Below are 19027 nucleotides of genomic sequence, written 5' to 3'. Positions count from 1 at the left end.
TCTCGCGGGACTCGTTAGCGATGGTATTGGCCGTACGGATCGTCCGGATCGGCGGAGCGGTAGTCCGGCATCAGCGGCGGCGGCGGGGGAGGCGCGTCGGCGGACGGCAGGCGGGCCGGTCCGTCGGGTCCTCTGCCGATGACGAGCGCTACGTACAGGAGCCCTAGAACGAATCCCGACACGTGCGCGAAGTAGGCGACGTCCGTGGAGCCCGCCACGCCGATCGTCTGCTGGAACTCCGGCAGCTGCATCACGAACCACAGGCCCAGGACCAGCCAGGCCGGTACCCGCATGGGCAGGAAGAACAAGAAGGGCACCAATAGCGTGACCTTCGCTTGAGGGAACAGGTAGATGTACGCACCCAGGACCGCCGCGATCGCCCCGGAGGCTCCCACGAGCGGCCCGGTGGCCGTCGGGTTGGCCCAGGCGAAGGCGTAGGTGCTGACCGCGCCGCCGACGACGTAGAACGCCAGGAAGTGCACGCGCCCCAGAACGTCCTCGACGTTGTTGCCGAAGACGTAGAGGAACAGCATGTTCCCCAGCAGGTGGATCCAGCCGGCGTGCACGAACATGGCGGTGAACACCGGCAGGACCGGGTTGCCGTGCCCGTTCAGCAGTTGGGCCGGGATCGCGCCGTAGTGGTACAGGTACGCGTTCTCCCTGGCCTTGCGTGCCGCGTCCGGGTCCAGCCCGGCGAAGGCGATGGGGCCCGACAGGAACACCACCACGTTCGCGATGATCAGACCGTAGGTGACATAGGGCGCCCGGGACACCGGGTTCCTGTCGTGAATGGGGATCACCACTGTTGCATCATGGCCCATCACCGTGCGCGCGGGAGATCCGAAACGCGGCGCGGAGGGCCTACCTTTGAGTGAGTGCTTGGTACGGGCACAAGTCAGGCCGATACAGTCGGCGGATCAGGAACGATGTCCGGAGGAGTCTCCGGCGAGGCGAGGGAGTGGGGCGAGCGACGTGAGCTCACCGGAGGGTGAACGTCTCACCATCACGCTTCCCGACTCGGTGCGCCAGCGCGTCGTGGAGATCGCCTCCGAGGTGCTGGGCCGGATGCCGGCCGCGGAGATCCCGGCCCCGCTGCGCCCGTTCGCCAAGTTCGCCCCCGCCAAACGGGCCAAAGCCGCGGCCATCCCCATGGCGGCGTCGCTGGAGGGCGACGGGGCGTTCCGCGCCCGGGTGGCCGAACGGGTGCGCGAAGCATCCCCGGACCTGTCCGACTCCCTGTACGCCGGGGTGGTACCGGCCGCCGCTGACCCGCACGAGGTCGCGGCGGTCGCTTATGTGCTGCGTCCGCACGGCTGGACCGGGATCGTCAAGGACGCCCTGGAGGCGGTGACGCAGGGCGCCCGCGTGGCCGCCGGCGAGGCTGCCGAGAGCGAGGTCGCGCGGCTCAGCGCGGAGGTCGCGGAGCTGCGCGACACGGCGCGCACGTCGGCCGACGGCCTGCGCGTCGCGCAGGAGGAGGCCCGCCGCGAGGGCGACCAGCTGCGCCGCAAGGTGCGGCAGCTGGAGGCCGACATGCGGCGGGCGCAGGCGGCGGCGCGGAGCGCCGAGACGGCGCTGGAGGCCGAGCGGTCGGCGGCGGCGGCAGCCGCGTCGGCCTCAGAGGCCGAACTACGGCGTCTGCGGACGCGTCTGACGGCCGCGGAGACGGCCTTGGACACCGCACGCCGTTCGGCCCGTTCGGGGCGCTCTGAGGGGGACATGCGGCTGCGGCTGTTACTGGACACGGTGACCGGCGCGGTGAAGGGGCTGGAGCGGGAGCTGGCGCTGCCGCCGACCGAGACGAGGCCGGCGGACACGGTGGGGGCGGCGTCTCCGGACTCTGTCGCGCCCTCGGACATGTCGGTGCAGGGGCGGGCCAAGGACGATCCGGCTCTGCTGGACCAGTACCTGGCGCTGCCGATGGTGCACCTGGTGGTGGACGGCTACAACGTCACCAAGACGGGCTACCCGACGCTGTCGCTGGCCGAGCAGCGGGTGCGGCTGGTCGGCGGGCTGGCGGCGCTGGCCGCGCGGACCGGCGCCGAGGTGACGTGCGTCTTCGACGGGGCCGCGCTGGACGGGCCGGTACGGCTGACGCAGCCGCGGGGTGTGCGGGTGCTGTTCTCCGCGCCCGGGGAGATCGCCGACGAGCTGATCCGGCGGCTGGTGGCCGCCGAGCCGGCCGGACGGCCGGTGGTGGTGGTGTCCTCGGACCGGGAGGTGGCCGAGGGGGTGCGGCGGTCGGGAGCGCGGCCGGTACCGGCTTCGATGCTGCTGAACCGGATGGCGCGGTCTTGAGGTTCAAGCCTTCTCTGTCTCATTGATCCCAGATGTCTTATCTCTGATCCGCTCACCTATTTGAGTGGTTGATCCTTGCCCATATGTGTCCGCTGGGTTTAGGTTCGTGCGCTGTTCTGCCGGTATGTTCCGGCGTGCCCTGATGTGGAGGTCATCACAGAATGGCGCATCACAGTACGAAGCGATCGAAGCGTCACCGCGGATCGACCCTGCCGGCCAGGGGCCGCACCGTCGCAGCCGCCGCCCTGACCGCCGTGGCGGCCGCCGCGGGGGTGGTCGGCACCGCGGCCGCCGCCCCGGCGGCGGGCCCCGGCACAGGCTCCGCGGACGGCGACCGCACCACGGTGAAGGCCCAGATCGCGGCGCTGTACCGCCAGGCCGACCAGCTGACCCAGACCTTCGACGCGGCCCAGGAGCAGGAGGCCCGCCTGAGCCTGGCCCTGCAGCGCTCGCAGTCCTCCCTGCAGGACATGCAGACCGACTACGAGCACCAGCGGGCAACCGTCGGCGCCATCGCCGCCGGCCAGTACCGCGCCGGCGGCGTCGACCAACGCCTGGCCCTGATGCTGGCCGACCACCCCGAGACCTTCCTCGGCAACGAGGCCATGGCCACCCGCCTGTCGGAGGAGCAGGGCCGCAAGGTCGCCGAAGTCGTCGAGGAGCGCCGCCAGATCATCCAACTCCAGCGCGCGGCAGCCGACCAGCTCGCCGAACTGAACCAGACCCGCGACGCGGCAGCCGACTCCCGCAAAGCGGTCACGGACCAGCTCCACAAGGCGCAGTCCCTCCTCAACACCCTGTCAGCCCCCCAACGAGCCACCACGATCCAGGCCGACCTGGGCCAGGACCCCGCCGACCCCTTCGCCGGCCAGCAGGTCGACCCCACCCTGGTCGCCCGCCTGAACCAGGTCACCGCCCCCACCGACCGGGCCCGCGCCGCGATCGACGCCGCCATCGCCGACCTCGGCAAGCCCTACGTCTTCGGCGCGGAAGGCCCCGACGCCTTCGACTGCAGCGGCCTGATCCAGCAGGTCTGGCGCCAGGCCGGCGTGGAGCTGCCGCGCACCTCGTCGGAGCAGGCCCAGGCCGGCCAGCAGGTCCCCCTGTCGCAGATCCAGCCGGGCGACCTGGTGATCTACTACGCGGGGCGAAGCCACATCGGGATGTACGTGGGGGATGGGAAGATCATTCACGCTCCGCATCCGGGGACGCGGGTGCGGTACGCGCCTTTGATGTCGATGCCGGTGAACATGGTGGTGCGGGTTTGAGGGGTTGGCGTACTTCGAAGGCCTGAGCACGTACACGTATAAGCAGGGCAGCCGACCATGGTGCGGCTGAACGTCGGCTGGCTCGGGATCGCGGGCGGTTCGGTCGAAGGAAGCGGGTTCGCTACGGGCTCGGTCTCGGACGCGATCGACAAGGGACTGCCCCGATGGGCAAGGCTGAGATCCGGGTTCCTGCGGGTGATGGGGCGGTCTTCGCGGCGCCCACACTGATCGGGCACTACGTGCGTGATCACGGCTACTGCCCGCCGGCGGTGTTCATCAGTGGGCTGCTGGCATTCCGGCGTGGAACCGCTGATCTTGCTGAGGGCTGGTTCACCGACTCGCCGACGCGATAATCGGTTTGGGTCCGCTCGGCGGTGGCCCACACTGTTCGGATGAATCAGCAGCTCAACGTGGCCGGCCCGCTGCCGGTGCCGCCAGTGCTGCCGGTGGCGGTGCGCAAGGCCGTTCGGCGTGCCTTGTCGGGCAAGAAGGTCGATGCCGATGCTGCCGCGCGCTTGCTGATGGGGATCACGGCGGATGCGGATGTGGATCCGGAGTCGCTGGCTGAGGTCGAGGCCGTGCTGGCGGGTGTTGAGCCGAGGTTCTGGCTTTTTCTGGAGCGTGCGCGGGACTGGTTTTCCTGGGAGGGCTCGCGTGTGCCGACCCGGGTTGAGGACGGGGATCCGGTTCCGGCTCTGGTGGTGAAGGCGCTGTTCGCCGACGGCCGGGTTCGGGAGCGGGCTGTCGGGCTGCTGGCCGCGTCTGCGTCTGCGTGTTTGTCTTCGTCTTCGTCTGCGTCGTTGGCGGCGGTGCCGGTTCTCGTTCTGCGCGCGGGCGACTGGGTGCCGCAGGTGCGCGAACGGGCTCGTGAGGCGATCGGCGCGCTCCTGGCCGCGGATCCGGACGGCGCGGTGTTGGCGGCGGCGGCGCCGATGGCTTTGTTGCTGGCGGGGCGTCACGACGGCCGGTGGTCGGCCGATGTGGTCACCGAGCGACTGGCCGCCGATTCGGCCGGCCCCGTGGTCGAGCGCCTGCTGGCCAGCGCGGACGTCGAGCTGCGCCGCCTGGCCCACCAGGTGATCCTGCACCGGGGCGCGGCCGTGGACGCGGATCGTCTGCTCACCCTGCTCGCCCCGGACCGCCCCGCCCCCACCCGCATCGCCGCCTGGCGCCTGCTGACCTCACGAGACAGCGCCTGGCGCCTGGCGGTGAACGTGATGCTGCTGGACGACGCGGACGAAACCCTGGCGCGCCGTGCCCGTACAAGCCTCGTCGCCGCGACGCAGCAGCAGCTCTACACCAAACCTGCCGGGCAGCCCAGAGACATTCTGGCCGCGCATCTGCCGAAGGCCGACGCTGTTCTGCCGCCGCGCGATGTGCGCCTGCTGTACTTCATCAGCGGGATCGACAGGCCCGAGGATGTTCCCGTGCCCGTGCCCGTGGCCGTGGCTGAGGGGCGGCGCGGGTTCCGGATCTTTCGGCGCAAGGCAGGACGCTGCTAAACCCGCGCTGGTGCGACCGTGCCGTCAGCCCGTCGTCGCGCACCGACTTTCACGCGGCGGGTTCGGTCGCCGGGGCGCTCGCCCCCGGCCCCGGCAGGGGATCGACGTCCCCCGCGTGCATCGGCTCCCCGCAGTGCGCGCACCGCAAGTCCACCGAGCTGATCTCCCCGCACGCGTGGTGCCGGAGCAGCACCGGCGGTCCCGCCTCGCCGGCCAGCCACCGGTCGCCCCAGGCCGTCATCACCATCAGCAGGTCGACCAGTTCGGCCCCCTTCTGCGTCAGGTGGTACTCGTACCGGGGCCGCTGGTCGTACGGCCGCCGCTCCAGAACCCCCTCTTCCACCAGGTGGTTCAGGCGTTCGGTCAGCACCTTGCGGGAGATGCCGAGGTCGCCCTGGATCTGGTCGAAGCGCCGGAGTCCGACCCACACGTCCCGCAGGATCAACGGGGACCAGGGCTCCCCGATCACGTCCAGTGTGCGGGCGATCGAGCACGCGGCCAGGTCGCTGAAGTTCGTGCGCTGCATGCGCCCACTTTAGCCCTTGGGGTTCCCTCGGGGAACCCGAAGGTGCTACGGTTCACATCAGGACAGGGTTTCCTGAAGGAACTCCAGAACCCCAGAACTCCCGAACTTCAGTACCACCAGAAGGGAAGCGAACGATGGGCAAGGTCTTCAGCGCCCTCGCGGTGTCGGTCGACGGATACATCACCGGACGCGGCGCCGGGCCCGGTCACGGCCTCGGCGACGGCGGGATGCTCTTCGACTGGTACTTCTCCGGCGACACGCCGAGCCGCGAGTTCGACGGCTTCCGCCTGAGCCAGGCCAGCGCTCGGGTCTTCGACGAGACCGCAGCCCGGGTGGGCGCCGTCGTCGTCGGCCGCAACACCTTCGAGGACTCCGAGCACTTCGGCGGCGGCAGCCCGCACCCGAACGCGCCGCTGGTCCTGCTCAGCCACCGTCCGGCCGACGTCTCCGACCGCCAGCGGCTGGTCACGACCGGCGTCGCCGACGCGATCGCCGCCGCCCGGGAACTGGCCGGCGGCAAGGACGGCAAGGACAGCAAGGACGGCAAGAGCGGCAAGGACATCGGCCTGATGGGCGGCGGCGTGGTGACCGCGGCGCTCAAGGAAGGCCTGGTCGACGAGCTGATCCTGCACCAGGTGCCGGTGCTGCTCGGCGGCGGCCGCCCCTTCTTCCAGGAGCTGCCGCAGCACATCCGGCTGACCCTCGTCGAGGCCGTCCCGGCTCCCGGCGTCACCCACTTGCGATACGAGGTGCAGAAATGACGCTCGACCCGGAAATCCGCCGCATCCTGGACGCCGCCCCGCTCGTGCACCTGGCGACGATCCTGCCCGACGGCGCCCCGCACTCCGTCACCATCTGGGCCGCCCCGCACGGCGACCGCATCGCGATCCTCACCGGCCCGGACAGCCCCAAGGCCCGCAACATGCGCCGCGATCCCCGCGTCGCCCTCTCCTTCACCCCGGTCGACGCGCCCAACGTGCCGGTCGCGATCCGCGGCCGCGTCGTGGAGTGGATCGAGGGCGACGCGGCCTGGGAGATCATCGACCCGATCGCGATGAAGTACATCGGTCAGCCCTACGACCGGAGCATGGACCGGGTCGTGCTGCTCATCGAGCCGGACAAGCAGACCGTGGGGGTCGGCTGAGCCCGGCTCAGCCCGGCGCGGCTCACCAACCGATGTCGCCCTCGCGGTCCACGAACCGCCCCGAGCCCGCGCCCGGCCCTTCAGTGGCCAGCGCGACGATCGCGTCCGTCCCCTCGGCGACCGTCTGCGTCCCGTGGTGTCTGTTCAGATCGGTCGCCGTGTAGCCGGGGTCGGCGGCGTTGACGCGGATGTCGGGCAGCGCCTTCGCGTACATCGTGGTGAGCATCGTCAGAGCGCTCTTGGAGGCGGCGTAGAGCGGCGCGATCGCCGTGGACTCGACCCGGTCCGGGTCGTGGGTGAAGGCCAGGGATCCCATGCCGCTGCTGACGTTGACGATCGCCGGGTCCTCGGCCTTGCGGAGCAGCGGCAGGAACGCCGACGTCACGCGCACAACGCCGGCCACGTTCGTGTCGAACACCCGCAGCGCGTCGGCGCCGGTGATGGTCTCCGGGTCGCTGTTCCGGTGGTTGATCCCGGCATTGTTGACCAGCACGTCGATCCGGCCCTCGCGGGCGGCGACATCCGCGGCGGCGGCGGTGACCGAGGCGTCGTCGGTCACGTCGATCCGGACGAAGCGCGCGCCGAGCGCGTCGGCGGCCTGCCGGCCCCGCTCCGCGTCGCGTGCCCCGAGCAGCACCGTGTGTCCGAGGCCGATGAGGCGCCGGGCGGCCTCGTGGCCGAGTCCCTTGTTGGCTCCGGTGATGAAGATGATTGCCATGGCTTCATGGTCTGCCCCGGGGTGAGGCGTCGGCCAGGATCGCCTCAACGGTAGGAACAGCGGTACCACCCTTGGACCTGCCGCACGCTGCGGTGGCGAGCGAGGATGTAACCGTGAGCATTCCACCGGCGGCCGACCTCGGCGCGACGATCCGCATCTGGCGGGACCGGCTGCCGCCGTCGGCGGTGGCGCTGCCCTCGGGGCGGGCGCGGCGGGCCGCGGGCCTGCGGCGCGAGGAGCTCGCCGACCTGGCCGGCGTGTCGGTGGACTATCTGGTCCGGCTCGAGCAGGGCCGGGCCACGACGCCCTCGGCCCCGGTGGTCGCCGCGCTGGCCCGGGCGCTGCAACTGACGGTCGCCGAACGCGACCACCTGTACCGCCTGGCCCGCCTGGTAGCGCCGGCGGACGGCATGATCAGCGACCACATCCCGCCCGGCGTGCACCGGGTGCTCAGCCGCCTCGGGGACACGGCGGTCGCGGTGTTCGCCGCCGACTGGGAGCTGGTCTGGTGGAATCGCGGCTGGGCCGCGCTGCTGGGCGATCCCGCGGAGGTATCGCCGCGCTTGCGGAACTTCGCGCGCGGCAAGTTCCCGGTGGCCGCCGGTGCCGGTGCCGGAGCGGAGTCCGCGCGGCTCGCGCACTGGCCGGTGATCGAATCGGATCCCGACGGCGTGGAGCACGCTGTCGTCGCCGATCTGCGGCGCGCGACGGGGAGGTTCCCGAAGGATCCCCGCCTGGCCGCCCTGATCGCCGACCTGGAAGCCGGCAACGCGCGCTTCGCCGAGCTGTGGGCCGCCGGCGTGGTGGGCGCGCATCGCGAGGACCACAAGCGGATCGAGCATCCCTCGGTCGGCGCGGTCACGGTGAACTGCGATGTCCTCGGGGACGGCGACACCGAGCTGAAGATCGTCGTCATGACCGCGGCGCCGGGCAGCGAGGACGAGACCAAGCTGCGGCTCGCGGTGATCGCGGGCGCCGCCGCGCCCGCCGACGTGCCGATCAGCTGACGGGACCGGCGCCCGCGGCCTTCTCGATCGGGAAGAAGATCGGGCTGAGCAGATACAGGCTGCGATCCGGCGCCGGCTCGTTCCCGGCGCGCGAGACGATGCCGGCCCGCAGCTCTTCGACCATCTCCGCGAGCTCTGCAGGGCTGAGCCACAACGGGATCTGGCGATAGCCGACCGAGTCGGCGGTGGGGTCGGCGCCGTCGCCGTCGAGGTAGCCGTTGAACGCCGCGAGCAGGGCGGCGACGGCGGCGGCGAAGGACCGGCGGTGGTCCTCGACGCTCATTCCGGCGGCGTCCTCGGCGCTGATGCGGGCCCGGGTGTCGCGCATGCGGTAGCGGCGTTCGACGGCGCCGTGGACGCGCTGTTCGCCGACCACGTCCAGGACGCCGCCGTCGGCGAGCAGGCCGACGTGGCGGTACACCGTCGTCTTCGGGACGTCGGCCAGCTGCTCGCACAGCTCGGCCGTGGTGCGGGTCCGACCGCCGGCCATGGCGTGCACGATGCGGAGCCGGACGGGGTGCAGGAGGAGCGTGAGCGTGTCCACGGGCTGCATGGTTCCATATCTGGTACCGTTCCCATAGTTGGGAATGCAGAACGAGGGGAGCCCACGATGACCGGTCCGGATGACACCGAGCTGCCCGCGCCGCTCGGCCGGCGCTGCGAAGTGCACGGCCACGGTTTGCAGACGTACCGCAGCGGTTCGGGGGAGGTGACCGTAGTGCTGCTGCCCGGCGGCGGCTCGGTGGGCCTGGACATGTGGCGCGTACAGGAGGGGATCGCCCAGTTCGCGACCGTCGTGGGCTACGACCGCGGCGGGACCGGCTGGAGCGACCGCGACGTGGAGCTGCCGCGCAGCCTGCGCGAGGTCACCGACGAGTTGGAGGGACTGCTGCATGCGTCGGGGGTCACCGGGCCCTGCATCCTGGTCGGCCACTCGCTCGGCGGCCTGTACGCGCGCTACTTCGCGGCCCGCCACCCCGACCGGGTCTCGGCCCTGGTCCTGGTCGAGCCCGGCCACGAGGACTTCCGGAAGTACATGCCCAAGGAGCTGACCGACCTCTGGGACGCCTTCGACCCGGACAGTGTCGTGCCCGATGAGATCCCGCGGGTTTCCGAAGAATATATACAGATCAGGGACTTCTATCGGGGCCTGTTCCGGGACGCCATGGCGGACTTCCCGGCCGAGGTCCGCGATCCGCTGGCCGCCAACCACGTCCACCCAGCCTGGCTGCGCGTCGGCCTCCAGGAGGCCTCGAACGTCAAGGCGCTCGGCGAGGAGATGCGCGCTGTCGCGGACGCCGTCCCGGACGTTCCCACGATCGTCCTGACCGCGATGGATGTCGACGCGTTCAAGCGCGCGGTCTCGGCGGGCATGCCGGAGGACCTGCTGGCCGCCGAGACGGCCGGCAAGGTGCGGCTGTACGACGAGCTGGCCGCGTCCTTCACCCGGGGTGAGAACCGGCGCGTCGAGGGGGTCGGGCACGTGACGCTGGTGATGGAGCGGCCGGACGCGGTGGTTGAAGCGGTCGGCGATCTGATGGGGTGAACCTCAACAACGTCTTGCCCGACGACCACCAGGTTCGCGCGATGCCCGATCCCGGATTTGCCCCCTGGCGTTTCCCTCCGGGAAAGCATGCCCTTTAGGGTGGGCGTCTATGAAGCCACTGGGGGTGCCGGATCCGCGGCGGATCGGACCCTACCGGATCTTCGCCCAGCTCGGGCGGGGCGGTATGGGGCGGGTCTTCCTGGCCGGAGCGCCGGACGGGCGGCTTGTGGCGCTCAAGCTGGTGCACGTCCAGCATGTCGAGGAGCCCGGGTTCCGGGAGCGGTTCCGGCGCGAGGTGGCCGCTTCGCGGCGGGTGTCCGGCGCCTACACCGCGCCGGTGGTCGACGCCGACGTGGAGACCGAGATCCCGTGGCTGGTGACGGTGTTCGTGCCCGGCCCCTCGCTGCGGCAGGCCATCGAGGCCGCCGGGCCGCTGCCGCCGGAGAACGCCGCGCGGCTGGCCGCCGGGCTGGCCACGGCGCTCGGCGAGATCCACGCGGTCGGGCTCGTGCACCGCGACCTGAAGCCCTCCAACGTGCTGCTGGCCGCCGACGGGCCGCGGGTCATCGACTTCGGCGTGGCCCGCGTGACCGACGGCACCACCAGCGAGCTGACGCACACCGGCTATCTGGTCGGCTCGCCCGGCTACATGTCGCCGGAGCAGGCCCAGAGCAAGGCCCTGAGCCCGGCCAGCGACATCTTCTCCCTCGGCGCGGTGGTGTACATGGCGTGCACCGGCATCGAGCCGTTCATGGGCGCCTCGACCCCGGCCACGCTCTACAACGTGGTCCACGCCGAGCCGGACCTGCGGGCGGTGCCCGAGCAGCTGCGCGAGGTCATCGCGGCCTGCCTGGCCAAGGACCCCGCCGACCGTCCGACGCCCGAGCAGGTCCTGGCGCTCATAGGCGACGTGCCGGCGGTGACCCGCACCTGGCCCGAGGCCGTGCACGCGCTGATCGCCGAGCAGGACCGAGCCGTCGTCGAGGCACTGCGCGACGGCGGCGCCTCGCCGGACGTGGCGGTGGTGCCGATGCTGCCGGAGGATCCGATATCCACCACCGGCGCACGGCCGCCCGAGCCCCCGACGGCGTTCGGCTCCCAGGTCCCGGAAGATCTGACCGCCGCGAGCCAGGGCGGCGGACGCGACCGCCGACCGCGCCGCGCCCTGACGGCGGTCCTGGCCGTGGCGGCGCTCGCCGTCGGCGGGACGGCGGCGGCCGTGGTCGCCACCGGATCCGGCGGGTCGCCGACCGCCGCGAGTCCGCCGGTGTCCGCCTCCGCGCCGGTCGCGAGTCCTTCGGAGTCGGACACCTCGGACTCGGCGGGGCCCTCGCTCGCCCCCTCCGAGACGGACGCGACCGGCGGGACGGACTCGACGGACGCGACGACCGCCCCCGCGCCCTCGACCGCCGACTCCAGCACCGCCGGCAGCGACCGTACCGGCACCAGCACCGGCACCAAGACCGAGGCGCCGACCTCGGTGAGCCCGAGCTGCCTCGGCGACAAGGAGGCCTACGACCTCGCCAAGCAGAAGAACGGCGGCACGATGCCCTCCGACGCGAAGGTCACAGTGCTGAAGTGCGACGACGGCTGGGCCGCGGGCCGCTTCACCTCAACGTCCTACGGCAACGCCTCGGTCGTGTACGAATACGACGGCGCCGGCTGGCAGGCGGTCGACCTCGGAACCTCGCTCTGCGAGGGCGTGGTCAGAGGGGCGCCGGCCGATGTCCGCAACGCCCTGAGCTGCTGAGCCGCTGAGCCGAGCCGAGCCGAGCCGAGCGCGTGAGACCTGCTCAGCGCCCCTACATCTGCCTCAGCACAGCCTGCTTCGCCATAGCGAACTCCTCGTCGGTCAGCACCCCGTCGCGGCGCAGCTCGCCCAGCTCCCGCAGCCGACGCAGCAGCGCGTCGTGGTCGGGGGCTGCTGCGGCGACGGTCGCGGGCGCCTCAGGGGTCGCATTCGGGTGCGCCATCCGTCCGACGATCGCGGCGGCAAGCACCGCGCTGTTCCCGCTCTCCTTCTTGGTCCCCCACAGGGCCAGGCAGTTCGGGTCCAGGCGGGGATTCGCCGAGACGATTCCGGCGTCGCCGCGTACCCGGAAGCGGATCCAGCCCCAGTCCATCCCGACCGCCGGCCGCCACTCCACGGCCTCCAGTGCCGCCAGCGGCCAGGCGCGGTTGCCGGCAGTGCGCTTCTTCCCGTCGGCCAGCCAGCCCCACTCCAGGCGGACGGTTTCGCCGTCGAAGGAGCCGGTCCCGTCTTGTCCGTTGGCCGAAATCGGTACCGGTGGCGGGGTGATCAGGTAGCGGTCGGCCGGCTCGGCGGGGATCTGCGCCACGCTCAGTGCGTCGCGTACCTCGTCGGCGAAGTACTCCGCGACGCCGCCGCGTTCGGCGGGGACTTCCAGTTGGTAGGGATCGGCTTCGTCGGCGAGGCGGCCGCCGCAGGCCTGGAGCAGGGGGTCGGCGCCGGCGCGCAGGCGCAGACGGATGCGGCCCGCGCCGTTCTTGGTCTTCTTGCCGGCTTCGAAAGCGATTCCGGCCAATGCCTCCAGCGGTACCGCGATCTCACCGAGGGCCGAGCGGAGCCGCGCGACGTCCTTCTCGTGGCCGGGGACGACGCGCAGCACGGCGCCGTCGAAGGTCCACGTGCCGTTCTTCCCGATGAGCTCGGTCATGGCCCGATTACATCAGGCCTTGTCGCCGAGCATGTACCGCAGCACCTGGGCGTACTCGTCCTTCACCCGGGCCTTGTCCGCCTCCGGGGTCAGCGCCAGCTCGATCCCGGCCGCGCCGAGCAGGTGGAACACCGCGCGCGCCATGGTGCGGGCCGGCAGCGGCGGCAGCGCCCCGGCGTCGATCAGGGCCTTGATGGTCCGCTCGATCAGTCCGAAGGCGAACTGTTCCTCGCTGGCCTTCCACTCCGACCAGCCCAGCGCCATCGGCGCCTCCTGCCAGACCAGGCGCCCGTACTCCGGTTCGCAGCAGCACTCCAGGAACTCGTTCAGCGCGGCTTCGGCGGCGGCGCGGACGTCGTCGGCGTGCAGCGCGGCGGCGGCCTCGACCCGCTGGAGCATCTCGGCCTCGGTCTGTTCGTGTACCGCGCGGAACAGCGCGGTCTTGTTCGCGAAGTGGTGGTAGACCGCGCCGCGGGTGGCCTGGATGTCGGCCGCGACGTCCTCCAGGGCGGTGCCGGCGAAGCCGTGCTGGGCGAAGCGGCGCGCGGCGGCCGCCAGCAGGGCCGCGCGAGTCGCTTCGGAGTACTGCTCGCGCCTGCTCTTGACACCGGACATGCCCAGAGCATACGACATACACAGCGTATGTTTCCGACACTGAGTATCCGAAGGGCCGCCCGAGGCCCGCCCGGACTCGGGAGAGGCGAGGTGAGTCCGCATGACCGATCTCGAACCGCTCTTCAACCCGTTTGAGCCGGGGTTCAGCGACGACCCGTATCCGGCCTACCGCCGGCTCCGGGCCGTCGAGCCGGTGCACTCGCACCCCTTCGGCTTCTGGATGCTGTCCCGGCACGACGACGTCTCCGCGCTGCTGCGTTCGGGGAACTCCGTCGACTACCGCAACTCCGCGGAGGGCAGCACGGCGCGGCTGCAGGCCGACGCGATGATCGCGGCCGCCGCCCCGGTGACCGGGGACACCGTCGACGCCTACGGCATGTCGATGCTCGACCGCGACCCGCCGGACCACACCCGGCTGCGCGGCCTGGTGTCCAAGGTGTTCACGCCGCGCTCGGTGGCCGCGCTGGAGCCGTTCGTCACCGAACTCGTCGACGCGGCTCTGGACCGGCTGGCCGAGGAGGGGAGCGGGAACGGGACCGCGGACCTGATCGGGACGCTCGCCTTCCCGATCCCGTTCGCGGTGATATCCCGGATGCTCGGCATCCCCGACGCCGACCACGCGCGGATCAGGGCCCTGAGCGGGCTGCTGGTCCGCACGCTGGAGCCGATCGGCGATCCGGAGCTCCTGATGGAGATCAACAGCGCGCGGCTGGAGATGCAGGACATCGTCCGGGGCCTGATCGCCTACAAGCGCGAGCGCCCGGGCGGGGACCTGCTGACCGCGCTCATCGCCGCCGAGCAGGACGGCGACCGGCTCTCCGACGAGGAGCTCATCGCGCAGGTCGTGCTGCTGTACGTGGCCGGCCACGAGACCACCGTCAACCTCATCGGCAACGGCACGCTGGCCCTGCTGACCCACCCCGACGAGCTGAAGAAGCTGCGGGAGACGCCGGAGGCGGCCGCCAACGCCGTGGAGGAGCTGCTGCGCTACGACAGCCCGGTGCAGTTGTCGCGGCGGGTCATCCTGGAACCGTACGAGGTCCGGGGCACGGTGATCCCGAAGGGCGCGTTCGTGGTCGCCGGCCTGTCCTCGGCCAACCGCGACGAGTCCTACTGGGGCCCGGACGCCGAGGAGCTGCGGCTGGACCGGTCCAACGCCCGCAACCACGTCGCCTTCGGCGGCGGCCCGCACCACTGCCTCGGCGCGGCGCTGGCCCGGCTGGAGGGCCGGGTCGCGATCGAGCGGCTGGCCGCGCGGTTCCCGGGCCTGGCGCTGGCCGGGGAGCCGGTGTGGAACGGCCGGATCAACCTCCGAGGAATGGACACGCTGCCGGTGACTGTGGGTTAGAGCAGCAGGTGGGCGTCGCTGCCCGCGGGACGGTCGGACGGCTCCGGACGGCGCGGGACGGTCGTCGCCAAGGCTTAGCATGGTCCGCTATGGCGGGCATACCGAGGCTGCGGCGACCGGACGGGACAGCGTTCCGTCCCGGTGCCGGACCGCTGGGCGGCGCGTGGCTCGGCGACGGCCGGTGGGGCAGCGGACGGCTGCGCGCCGGCGCCGCGCTGCTCGCCGTGGTCATCGCGGTCGTCGTCGCGCGCTGCGCCATGACGTCCTCGGCGCAGGCCGCCCCGCCCGAGCCGCAGGTCCGGGCCGCCGCGGCCGCCACCCTGGCCGCCCGCGACGCCGCCGTCGCCGCCCACGACAAGGCCGCCTACCTGGCCACCGACGCCGACGGCGGCTACAAGAGTGCCGACGCGCAGGTCTTCGACAACCTCACGGCGCTGCCGCTGGCCTCCTGGAGCCTGACGCTGGCCGCCGACCAGAGCACGGCGAAGCGGGCCGGGGTGCCGCACCTGTACCAGGTGACCGAGTCCTACGAGCTCTCCGGCGTGGACTACAGGCCGGTGACCGACACGCGGTACCTGACGTTCGTCGAGCGCGGCGGGAAGTGGTTGATCTCCTCCGGCGGCGACGGATCCGCCGCGGGTCTTCATCCCGACACCCAAATCTGGGACCAGGGCCCGGTCTCGGTGGTCCAGGGCTCACGCTCGCTGATCATCGGCCTCGGCGGCCAGGAGCGGCTCAAGCCGTTCGCCGACCTGGCCGACCACGCGGCCGCGAAGGCCGCGACGGTGTGGGGCGCGGCGGGCTGGAAGGGGACCGTCGTGGTCGAGGTCCCGATGAACCAGGCCCAGGTCGAGACCCTGCTCGACAGCCCCGCCGGAAGCCTGGCCGGCGTCGTCGCGATCACCGCCGGCGAGGGCGGCCAGGCGCTGACGGCGGCCCCGGCCAGCCGGGTGCTGGTCAACCCGGACGCCTTCGACGGCGAGGCGCCGGACGCCTGGCAGTTCTTCTTCGACCACGAGCTCACGCACGTCGCCACCCGTGCCTGGACCACCTCGGCGGTGCCGCTGTGGCTCTCGGAGGGGGCCGCCGACTACAGCGGCTACCTCGGCTCGTCGATCTCGGTCGACCGGCGGTTCGAGGAACTGGCGAACGCGGTCGCGCAGAGCGGCTGGACCCCGAAGGACCTGCCGGCCACCGACGACTTCGCCGGCTCCGGGGACTCGGTGTCGCGGACGTACCAGATCAGCAACCTGGCGTGCGCGCTGATCGCCCAGAAGTACGGGCAGGCGAAGCTAGTCGCCTTCTACAAGGCGGTCGGCACCGCCCCGGCCGGGACCGCCGACCCCGTCGACCACGCTTTCCGGACCGTGCTCGGCACCACCACCGCCGAGTTCACCGCCAAGTGGCGCGCCTTCGTCCTGAACGAGGCGCACACGGTGACCGCGATCCTCGCCAAAAAGCACTCCTGAGGCCGGGGCCGGCGCGCCGTCCAGCGCCTTGCCGGTCGCGCGCCACAGCGCGCGCAGCGCCAGCACCGCCGCGACGACCAGCACCGCGTTGCGCCCGATCAGGATCATGCCGGAGTAGACCTGGCCGAGGCGCAGCGTGTGATAGAAGAGCGGGAAGATCAGCTGGGTCACCGAGACCGCGGCCAGGACCAGCCAGGCCGGGGCGCGCATCAGGGTCTCGCGGCGTGTCAGGCACACGGCCGCCACCCCGAGCAGCCACACCAGGTACTGCGGCGAGAGCACGCGGCTGGTGACCACGGCGACCAGCACCGCGGCGAACCCGACGTCGGCCAGCATCGCCGGGAACGGGAAGCCGCCGCGCACGGCCGCGCGCCGCCGGATCAGCAGCAGGACCGCGAAGCTGACGGCGGTCGACAGCAACGCCGCCTTGCCGGCCAGGGGCACGCCCGGGCCGATGAACTCGTAGGCGCCGTGCGTGTTCGTGACCCCTCCGGACCAGCCGAACCACCGGCCGGCCACGAACGGCGTGGCGAACACCGACTCCAGCTGGATGCCGCGGGTCTTCTGGTTGGTCAGGAAGGACAACACGCCCGGGAAGAACAGCTCCAGCGCCAGCGTCGGCACCACGGCCGTGGCCGCCGCGACGCCGACCAGCTGCCGGCCGTTGCGGCGCTTGGGCGCGCCGAACAGGAAGGCCGCGGGCCAGAGCTTGAGGAACGCGCCGAAGCCGATCAGGACGCCGCGCGCGACGGCCGTGGAGCGCTTGGAGCGCAGCGTCACGGTCAGCGCGGCGACGGCGAAGGCCGTGACCACCAGGTCGTAGCGGCCGTAGGCCATCGGCCCGATGGCGGCGACGCCGAGGGTCCACAGCCAGGGGCCGGCCGGGGAAGACTTGTCCGGGTCGGCGCGCTTCGCCGCCCGCAGCAGCATCCAGAACACCGCGATGTCGGCGATCAGGCACATCAGGAAGAACAGCACGTAGTAGCTGCCGGGCAGCCAGTGCGGCAGCAGCAGGGGAGCGGCGGCGCCCGGCGGGTACTGCCACATCTGATCGTCGACGGGGTACTTCCCCTGGTCGAACGGCCCGTTGATCCACCCGAGGTAGGTGCTGACGTCGCCGGTGACCGCGCCGCGGTTGAAGTACGGCAGGACGTTCAGGGCCAGCAGGAGCATCAGCGCGCGGGTGGCGGCGTACCAGGGGACGACGGGCTGACGGCGGGCGATCCTCATGGTGGCTGCCATCCTAATCGGCCGCGCACCGGTGCCCGCGCGCCGCTCGGCCCGGCGCGTCAAAGGCGGGCGCCGGTACCGGATAAACTCCGTTGGGTTATCGGGCTGTTGCAGGGTGACCTGGGCTGGAAGGCGCTATTTTGACGATTCTCGTGGTCACCAACGACTACCCGCCCCGGCCCGGCGGGATCCAGCAGTTCGTGCAGAACATGGTCGAGCGGCTGCCCGCCGAGCAGACCGTGGTCTACGCGTCCTCCTGGCACGGCGACCCGGCGCGCTGCCGCGAGTTCGACGCCAAGCAGAAGCACCGCGTGATCCGCGAGAAGACCGGCATGCTGCTCCCGACCCCGGACCGCACCAAGCGGGCCGTGGAGATCGCCAAGGAGATCGGCGCGGAGTCGGTGTGGTTCGGCGCCGCGGCGCCGTTGGGCCTGATGGCGCCCGCGCTGCGCAAGGCCGGGGTGCGGCGGCTGGTGGCCACGACGCACGGGCACGAGTCCGGCTGGGCCAAGCTTCCCGGCGCCCGTGACCTGCTGCGCAAGATCGCCGACCAGGTGGACTGCGTCACCTACCTCAACGAGTACCACCGGGCCCGCATCGCCAAGGCCCTGACCCCGGCCGCCGCGGCCCGGATGGTGCAGCTGACGCCGGGCGTGGATGTCGACATGTTCCACCCGAATCCGGCCGGCGCCGCCGAGATGCGCGCGGCCCTGGGCCTGGCCGGCCGCCCGGTGGTGGCGTGCGTCTCCCGCCTGGTGCCCCGCAAGGGCCAGGACACTCTGATCAGGGCCCTGCCGCTGATCCGCCAGCAGGTCCCCGGCGCGGCATTGCTGATCGGCAGCGGCGGGCCGTACAAGGAGACGCTGCAGAAGCTGGCCGTCTCCGAGGGCGTGGCCGAGCACGTGGTCTTCACCGGCTCGGTCCCGTGGGAGAAGCTGCCGACCTTGTTCGCGGTCGGCGACGTCTTCGCGATGCCGTGCCGCACTCGCCGCTACGGCCTGGACGTGGAGGGCCTGGGCATCGTTTACCTGGAGGCCTCGGCAGTAGGTCTGCCGGTGATCGCCGGCGACAGCGGCGGCGCCCCGGAAGCGGTCCTGGAGGGCGAGACCGGCTACGTCGTCCCCGGCGACTCGATCGAGCGCACAGCGGCGCGCTGCGTCGAACTGCTGAAAGACCCGGCCAAGGCCAAGGCGATGGGCGAGCGCGGCCGCGCCTGGGTCGAGGAGAAATGGCAGTGGGACTCCATCGCGGAGATCCTCCGCCGCCTGTTGGACCCCGCGGCTAAAGTCGCGGCATGAAATTCATGGTCCTGATGTACGCCGACCCGGCCACCACCGCCGCGATGACGCCGGAGCAGCGCGCCGACGTCTTCGCGCGCCACGAGGCGCTGCACACGGACCTGGGCCAGACCGGCGAACTGCTGAACGGCGCGGGCCTGGTGTTCCCGAAGGACACCACGACGCTGCGCTGGCAGCCCGATGCCGAGCCGGCCGCCGCCGAAGGGCCGTTCGCGGAGGCCGGCGAGCACCTGACGGCTTACTACGTGCTCGAATGTGAGAGTGCTGAGCGGGCTCGGGAAATCGCTTCGCGGGTGCTCGACTTCCATGTGGTGGCGGTCGAGGTGCGGCCGATCCACGACTTCTTCGGGATGGGCGCGGATCCGGAGGGCTGAAGGCGC

At 71.8% G+C, this 19027-nt stretch carries 19 protein-coding genes; 12 read left to right on the top strand and 7 right to left on the bottom strand.

All coding sequences use genetic code 11. From position 1 onward, the window contains the following. Nucleotides 1–14 precede the first annotated feature (14 nt). Complete coding sequence (locus ABIA35_RS19405) at nt 15–803, bottom strand: rhomboid family intramembrane serine protease (protein WP_370358793.1); 789 nt, start codon at nt 801–803, stop codon at nt 15–17. A gap of 169 nt (nt 804–972) precedes the next feature. Between ABIA35_RS19405 and ABIA35_RS19400 the strand changes: the two genes are divergently transcribed. From ABIA35_RS19400 to ABIA35_RS19385, 4 genes are all read left to right on the top strand, one after another. Further along, entirely contained in the window at nt 973–2298 is a 1326-nt protein-coding gene (locus ABIA35_RS19400) for an NYN domain-containing protein (protein ID WP_370341351.1), read from the top strand. 161 nt (nt 2299–2459) lie between these two features. Next, a complete protein-coding gene (locus tag ABIA35_RS19395; protein ID WP_370341350.1) occupies nt 2460–3566 on the top strand; it encodes an NlpC/P60 family protein in 1107 nt (368 codons plus the stop codon). A 164-nt stretch (nt 3567–3730) separates the two neighbouring features. Beyond that, nucleotides 3731–3919 (top strand): hypothetical protein, encoded by a 189-nt coding sequence (locus tag ABIA35_RS19390; RefSeq protein ID WP_370358792.1) that lies wholly within the window; start codon nt 3731–3733, stop codon nt 3917–3919. A 39-nt stretch (nt 3920–3958) separates the two neighbouring features. Beyond that, nucleotides 3959–5068, top strand: a complete 1110-nt coding sequence (locus tag ABIA35_RS19385) for a hypothetical protein (RefSeq protein WP_370358791.1) — start codon at nt 3959–3961, stop codon at nt 5066–5068. Between the two features lie 49 nt (nt 5069–5117). Here the strand turns inward: ABIA35_RS19385 and ABIA35_RS19380 are convergent, their stop codons facing one another. Continuing rightward, nucleotides 5118–5594, bottom strand: coding sequence for a winged helix-turn-helix transcriptional regulator (locus tag ABIA35_RS19380; protein ID WP_370358790.1), 477 nt, complete (start codon nt 5592–5594; stop codon nt 5118–5120). Nucleotides 5595–5728: 134 nt separating this feature from the next. On the opposite strand from ABIA35_RS19380, the gene ABIA35_RS19375 reads away from it, so the two are divergent. Together ABIA35_RS19375 and ABIA35_RS19370 are read left to right on the top strand one after the other, a co-directional pair. After that, on the top strand, nt 5729–6355 hold the full coding sequence (locus tag ABIA35_RS19375) for a dihydrofolate reductase family protein (RefSeq protein WP_370358789.1): 627 nt from the start codon (nt 5729–5731) through the stop codon (nt 6353–6355). Beyond that, on the top strand, nt 6352–6738 hold the full coding sequence (locus ABIA35_RS19370) for a pyridoxamine 5'-phosphate oxidase family protein (protein WP_370358788.1): 387 nt from the start codon (nt 6352–6354) through the stop codon (nt 6736–6738). Before ABIA35_RS19375 ends, ABIA35_RS19370 begins: the two co-directional genes overlap by 4 nt. Before the next feature lie 22 nt (nt 6739–6760). On the opposite strand, the gene ABIA35_RS19365 is transcribed toward ABIA35_RS19370, so the two are convergent. Further along, entirely contained in the window at nt 6761–7456 is a 696-nt protein-coding gene (locus ABIA35_RS19365) for an SDR family NAD(P)-dependent oxidoreductase (protein WP_370358787.1), read from the bottom strand. 113 nt (nt 7457–7569) lie between these two features. On the opposite strand from ABIA35_RS19365, the gene ABIA35_RS19360 reads away from it, so the two are divergent. Then, entirely contained in the window at nt 7570–8463 is an 894-nt protein-coding gene (locus tag ABIA35_RS19360; protein ID WP_370358786.1) for a helix-turn-helix domain-containing protein, read from the top strand. On the opposite strand, the gene ABIA35_RS19355 is transcribed toward ABIA35_RS19360, so the two are convergent. After that, on the bottom strand, nt 8456–9007 hold the full coding sequence (locus ABIA35_RS19355) for a helix-turn-helix domain-containing protein (RefSeq protein ID WP_370358785.1): 552 nt from the start codon (nt 9005–9007) through the stop codon (nt 8456–8458). The two genes, ABIA35_RS19360 and ABIA35_RS19355, sit on opposite strands and share 8 nt — an antisense overlap. A gap of 66 nt (nt 9008–9073) precedes the next feature. On the opposite strand from ABIA35_RS19355, the gene ABIA35_RS19350 reads away from it, so the two are divergent. Beyond that, on the top strand, nt 9074–10009 hold the full coding sequence (locus ABIA35_RS19350; protein ID WP_370358784.1) for an alpha/beta fold hydrolase: 936 nt from the start codon (nt 9074–9076) through the stop codon (nt 10007–10009). A gap of 109 nt (nt 10010–10118) precedes the next feature. After that, complete coding sequence (locus tag ABIA35_RS19345; RefSeq protein WP_370358783.1) at nt 10119–11759, top strand: protein kinase; 1641 nt, start codon at nt 10119–10121, stop codon at nt 11757–11759. Nucleotides 11760–11811: 52 nt separating this feature from the next. On the opposite strand, the gene ABIA35_RS19340 is transcribed toward ABIA35_RS19345, so the two are convergent. Then, complete coding sequence (locus ABIA35_RS19340) at nt 11812–12687, bottom strand: DUF4429 domain-containing protein (RefSeq protein ID WP_370358782.1); 876 nt, start codon at nt 12685–12687, stop codon at nt 11812–11814. A gap of 12 nt (nt 12688–12699) precedes the next feature. Continuing rightward, nucleotides 12700–13302: a TetR/AcrR family transcriptional regulator gene (locus ABIA35_RS19335; protein ID WP_370341330.1), complete on the bottom strand. Its 603-nt coding sequence runs from the start codon at nt 13300–13302 to the stop codon at nt 12700–12702. 100 nt (nt 13303–13402) lie between these two features. On the opposite strand from ABIA35_RS19335, the gene ABIA35_RS19330 reads away from it, so the two are divergent. Further along, the gene (locus ABIA35_RS19330; RefSeq protein ID WP_370358781.1) at nt 13403–14650 is read left to right on the top strand and encodes a cytochrome P450; all 1248 of its coding nucleotides are present in this window, start codon (nt 13403–13405) and stop codon (nt 14648–14650) included. A gap of 1292 nt (nt 14651–15942) precedes the next feature. Here the strand turns inward: ABIA35_RS19330 and ABIA35_RS19325 are convergent. Next, complete coding sequence (locus tag ABIA35_RS19325) at nt 15943–17349, bottom strand: glycosyltransferase 87 family protein (protein ID WP_370358780.1); 1407 nt, start codon at nt 17347–17349, stop codon at nt 15943–15945. Between the two features lie 140 nt (nt 17350–17489). Between ABIA35_RS19325 and ABIA35_RS19320 the strand changes: the two genes are divergently transcribed. Both ABIA35_RS19320 and ABIA35_RS19315 read left to right on the top strand, forming a co-directional pair. Further along, nucleotides 17490–18647 carry a glycosyltransferase family 4 protein gene (locus ABIA35_RS19320; RefSeq protein WP_370358779.1) on the top strand — a complete coding sequence of 386 codons (1158 nt, stop codon included), beginning with the start codon at nt 17490–17492 and terminating at the stop codon, nt 18645–18647. Then, nucleotides 18644–19021, top strand: a complete 378-nt coding sequence (locus ABIA35_RS19315) for a YciI family protein (protein WP_370341326.1) — start codon at nt 18644–18646, stop codon at nt 19019–19021. The genes ABIA35_RS19320 and ABIA35_RS19315 overlap by 4 nt, the downstream gene beginning before the upstream one ends. Nucleotides 19022–19027: the final 6 nt, after the last annotated feature.

Source organism: Catenulispora sp. MAP12-49 (assembly GCF_041262705.1).
Lineage (GTDB): Bacteria > Actinomycetota > Actinomycetes > Streptomycetales > Catenulisporaceae > Catenulispora.
Note: the sequence above shows the minus strand (reverse complement) of the source record. Positions and strands in the feature narration are given on the sequence as shown.

What these genes read in the sequence shown, in the direction of transcription:
- ABIA35_RS19395 (WP_370341350.1), top strand. Translation starts at nt 2,460, where the DNA reads ATGGCGCATCACAGTACGAAGCGATCGAAGCGTCACCGCGGATCGACC.
- ABIA35_RS19390 (WP_370358792.1), top strand. Translation starts at nt 3,731, where the DNA reads ATGGGCAAGGCTGAGATCCGGGTTCCTGCGGGTGATGGGGCGGTCTTC.
- ABIA35_RS19385 (WP_370358791.1), top strand. Translation starts at nt 3,959, where the DNA reads ATGAATCAGCAGCTCAACGTGGCCGGCCCGCTGCCGGTGCCGCCAGTG.
- ABIA35_RS19380 (WP_370358790.1), bottom strand. Translation starts at nt 5,594, where the DNA reads ATGCAGCGCACGAACTTCAGCGACCTGGCCGCGTGCTCGATCGCCCGC.
- ABIA35_RS19375 (WP_370358789.1), top strand. Translation starts at nt 5,729, where the DNA reads ATGGGCAAGGTCTTCAGCGCCCTCGCGGTGTCGGTCGACGGATACATC.
- ABIA35_RS19370 (WP_370358788.1), top strand. Translation starts at nt 6,352, where the DNA reads ATGACGCTCGACCCGGAAATCCGCCGCATCCTGGACGCCGCCCCGCTC.
- ABIA35_RS19365 (WP_370358787.1), bottom strand. Translation starts at nt 7,456, where the DNA reads ATGGCAATCATCTTCATCACCGGAGCCAACAAGGGACTCGGCCACGAG.
- ABIA35_RS19350 (WP_370358784.1), top strand. Translation starts at nt 9,074, where the DNA reads ATGACCGGTCCGGATGACACCGAGCTGCCCGCGCCGCTCGGCCGGCGC.
- ABIA35_RS19345 (WP_370358783.1), top strand. Translation starts at nt 10,119, where the DNA reads ATGAAGCCACTGGGGGTGCCGGATCCGCGGCGGATCGGACCCTACCGG.
- ABIA35_RS19340 (WP_370358782.1), bottom strand. Translation starts at nt 12,687, where the DNA reads ATGACCGAGCTCATCGGGAAGAACGGCACGTGGACCTTCGACGGCGCC.
- ABIA35_RS19335 (WP_370341330.1), bottom strand. Translation starts at nt 13,302, where the DNA reads ATGTCCGGTGTCAAGAGCAGGCGCGAGCAGTACTCCGAAGCGACTCGC.
- ABIA35_RS19330 (WP_370358781.1), top strand. Translation starts at nt 13,403, where the DNA reads ATGACCGATCTCGAACCGCTCTTCAACCCGTTTGAGCCGGGGTTCAGC.
- ABIA35_RS19325 (WP_370358780.1), bottom strand. Translation starts at nt 17,349, where the DNA reads ATGAGGATCGCCCGCCGTCAGCCCGTCGTCCCCTGGTACGCCGCCACC.
- ABIA35_RS19315 (WP_370341326.1), top strand. Translation starts at nt 18,644, where the DNA reads ATGAAATTCATGGTCCTGATGTACGCCGACCCGGCCACCACCGCCGCG.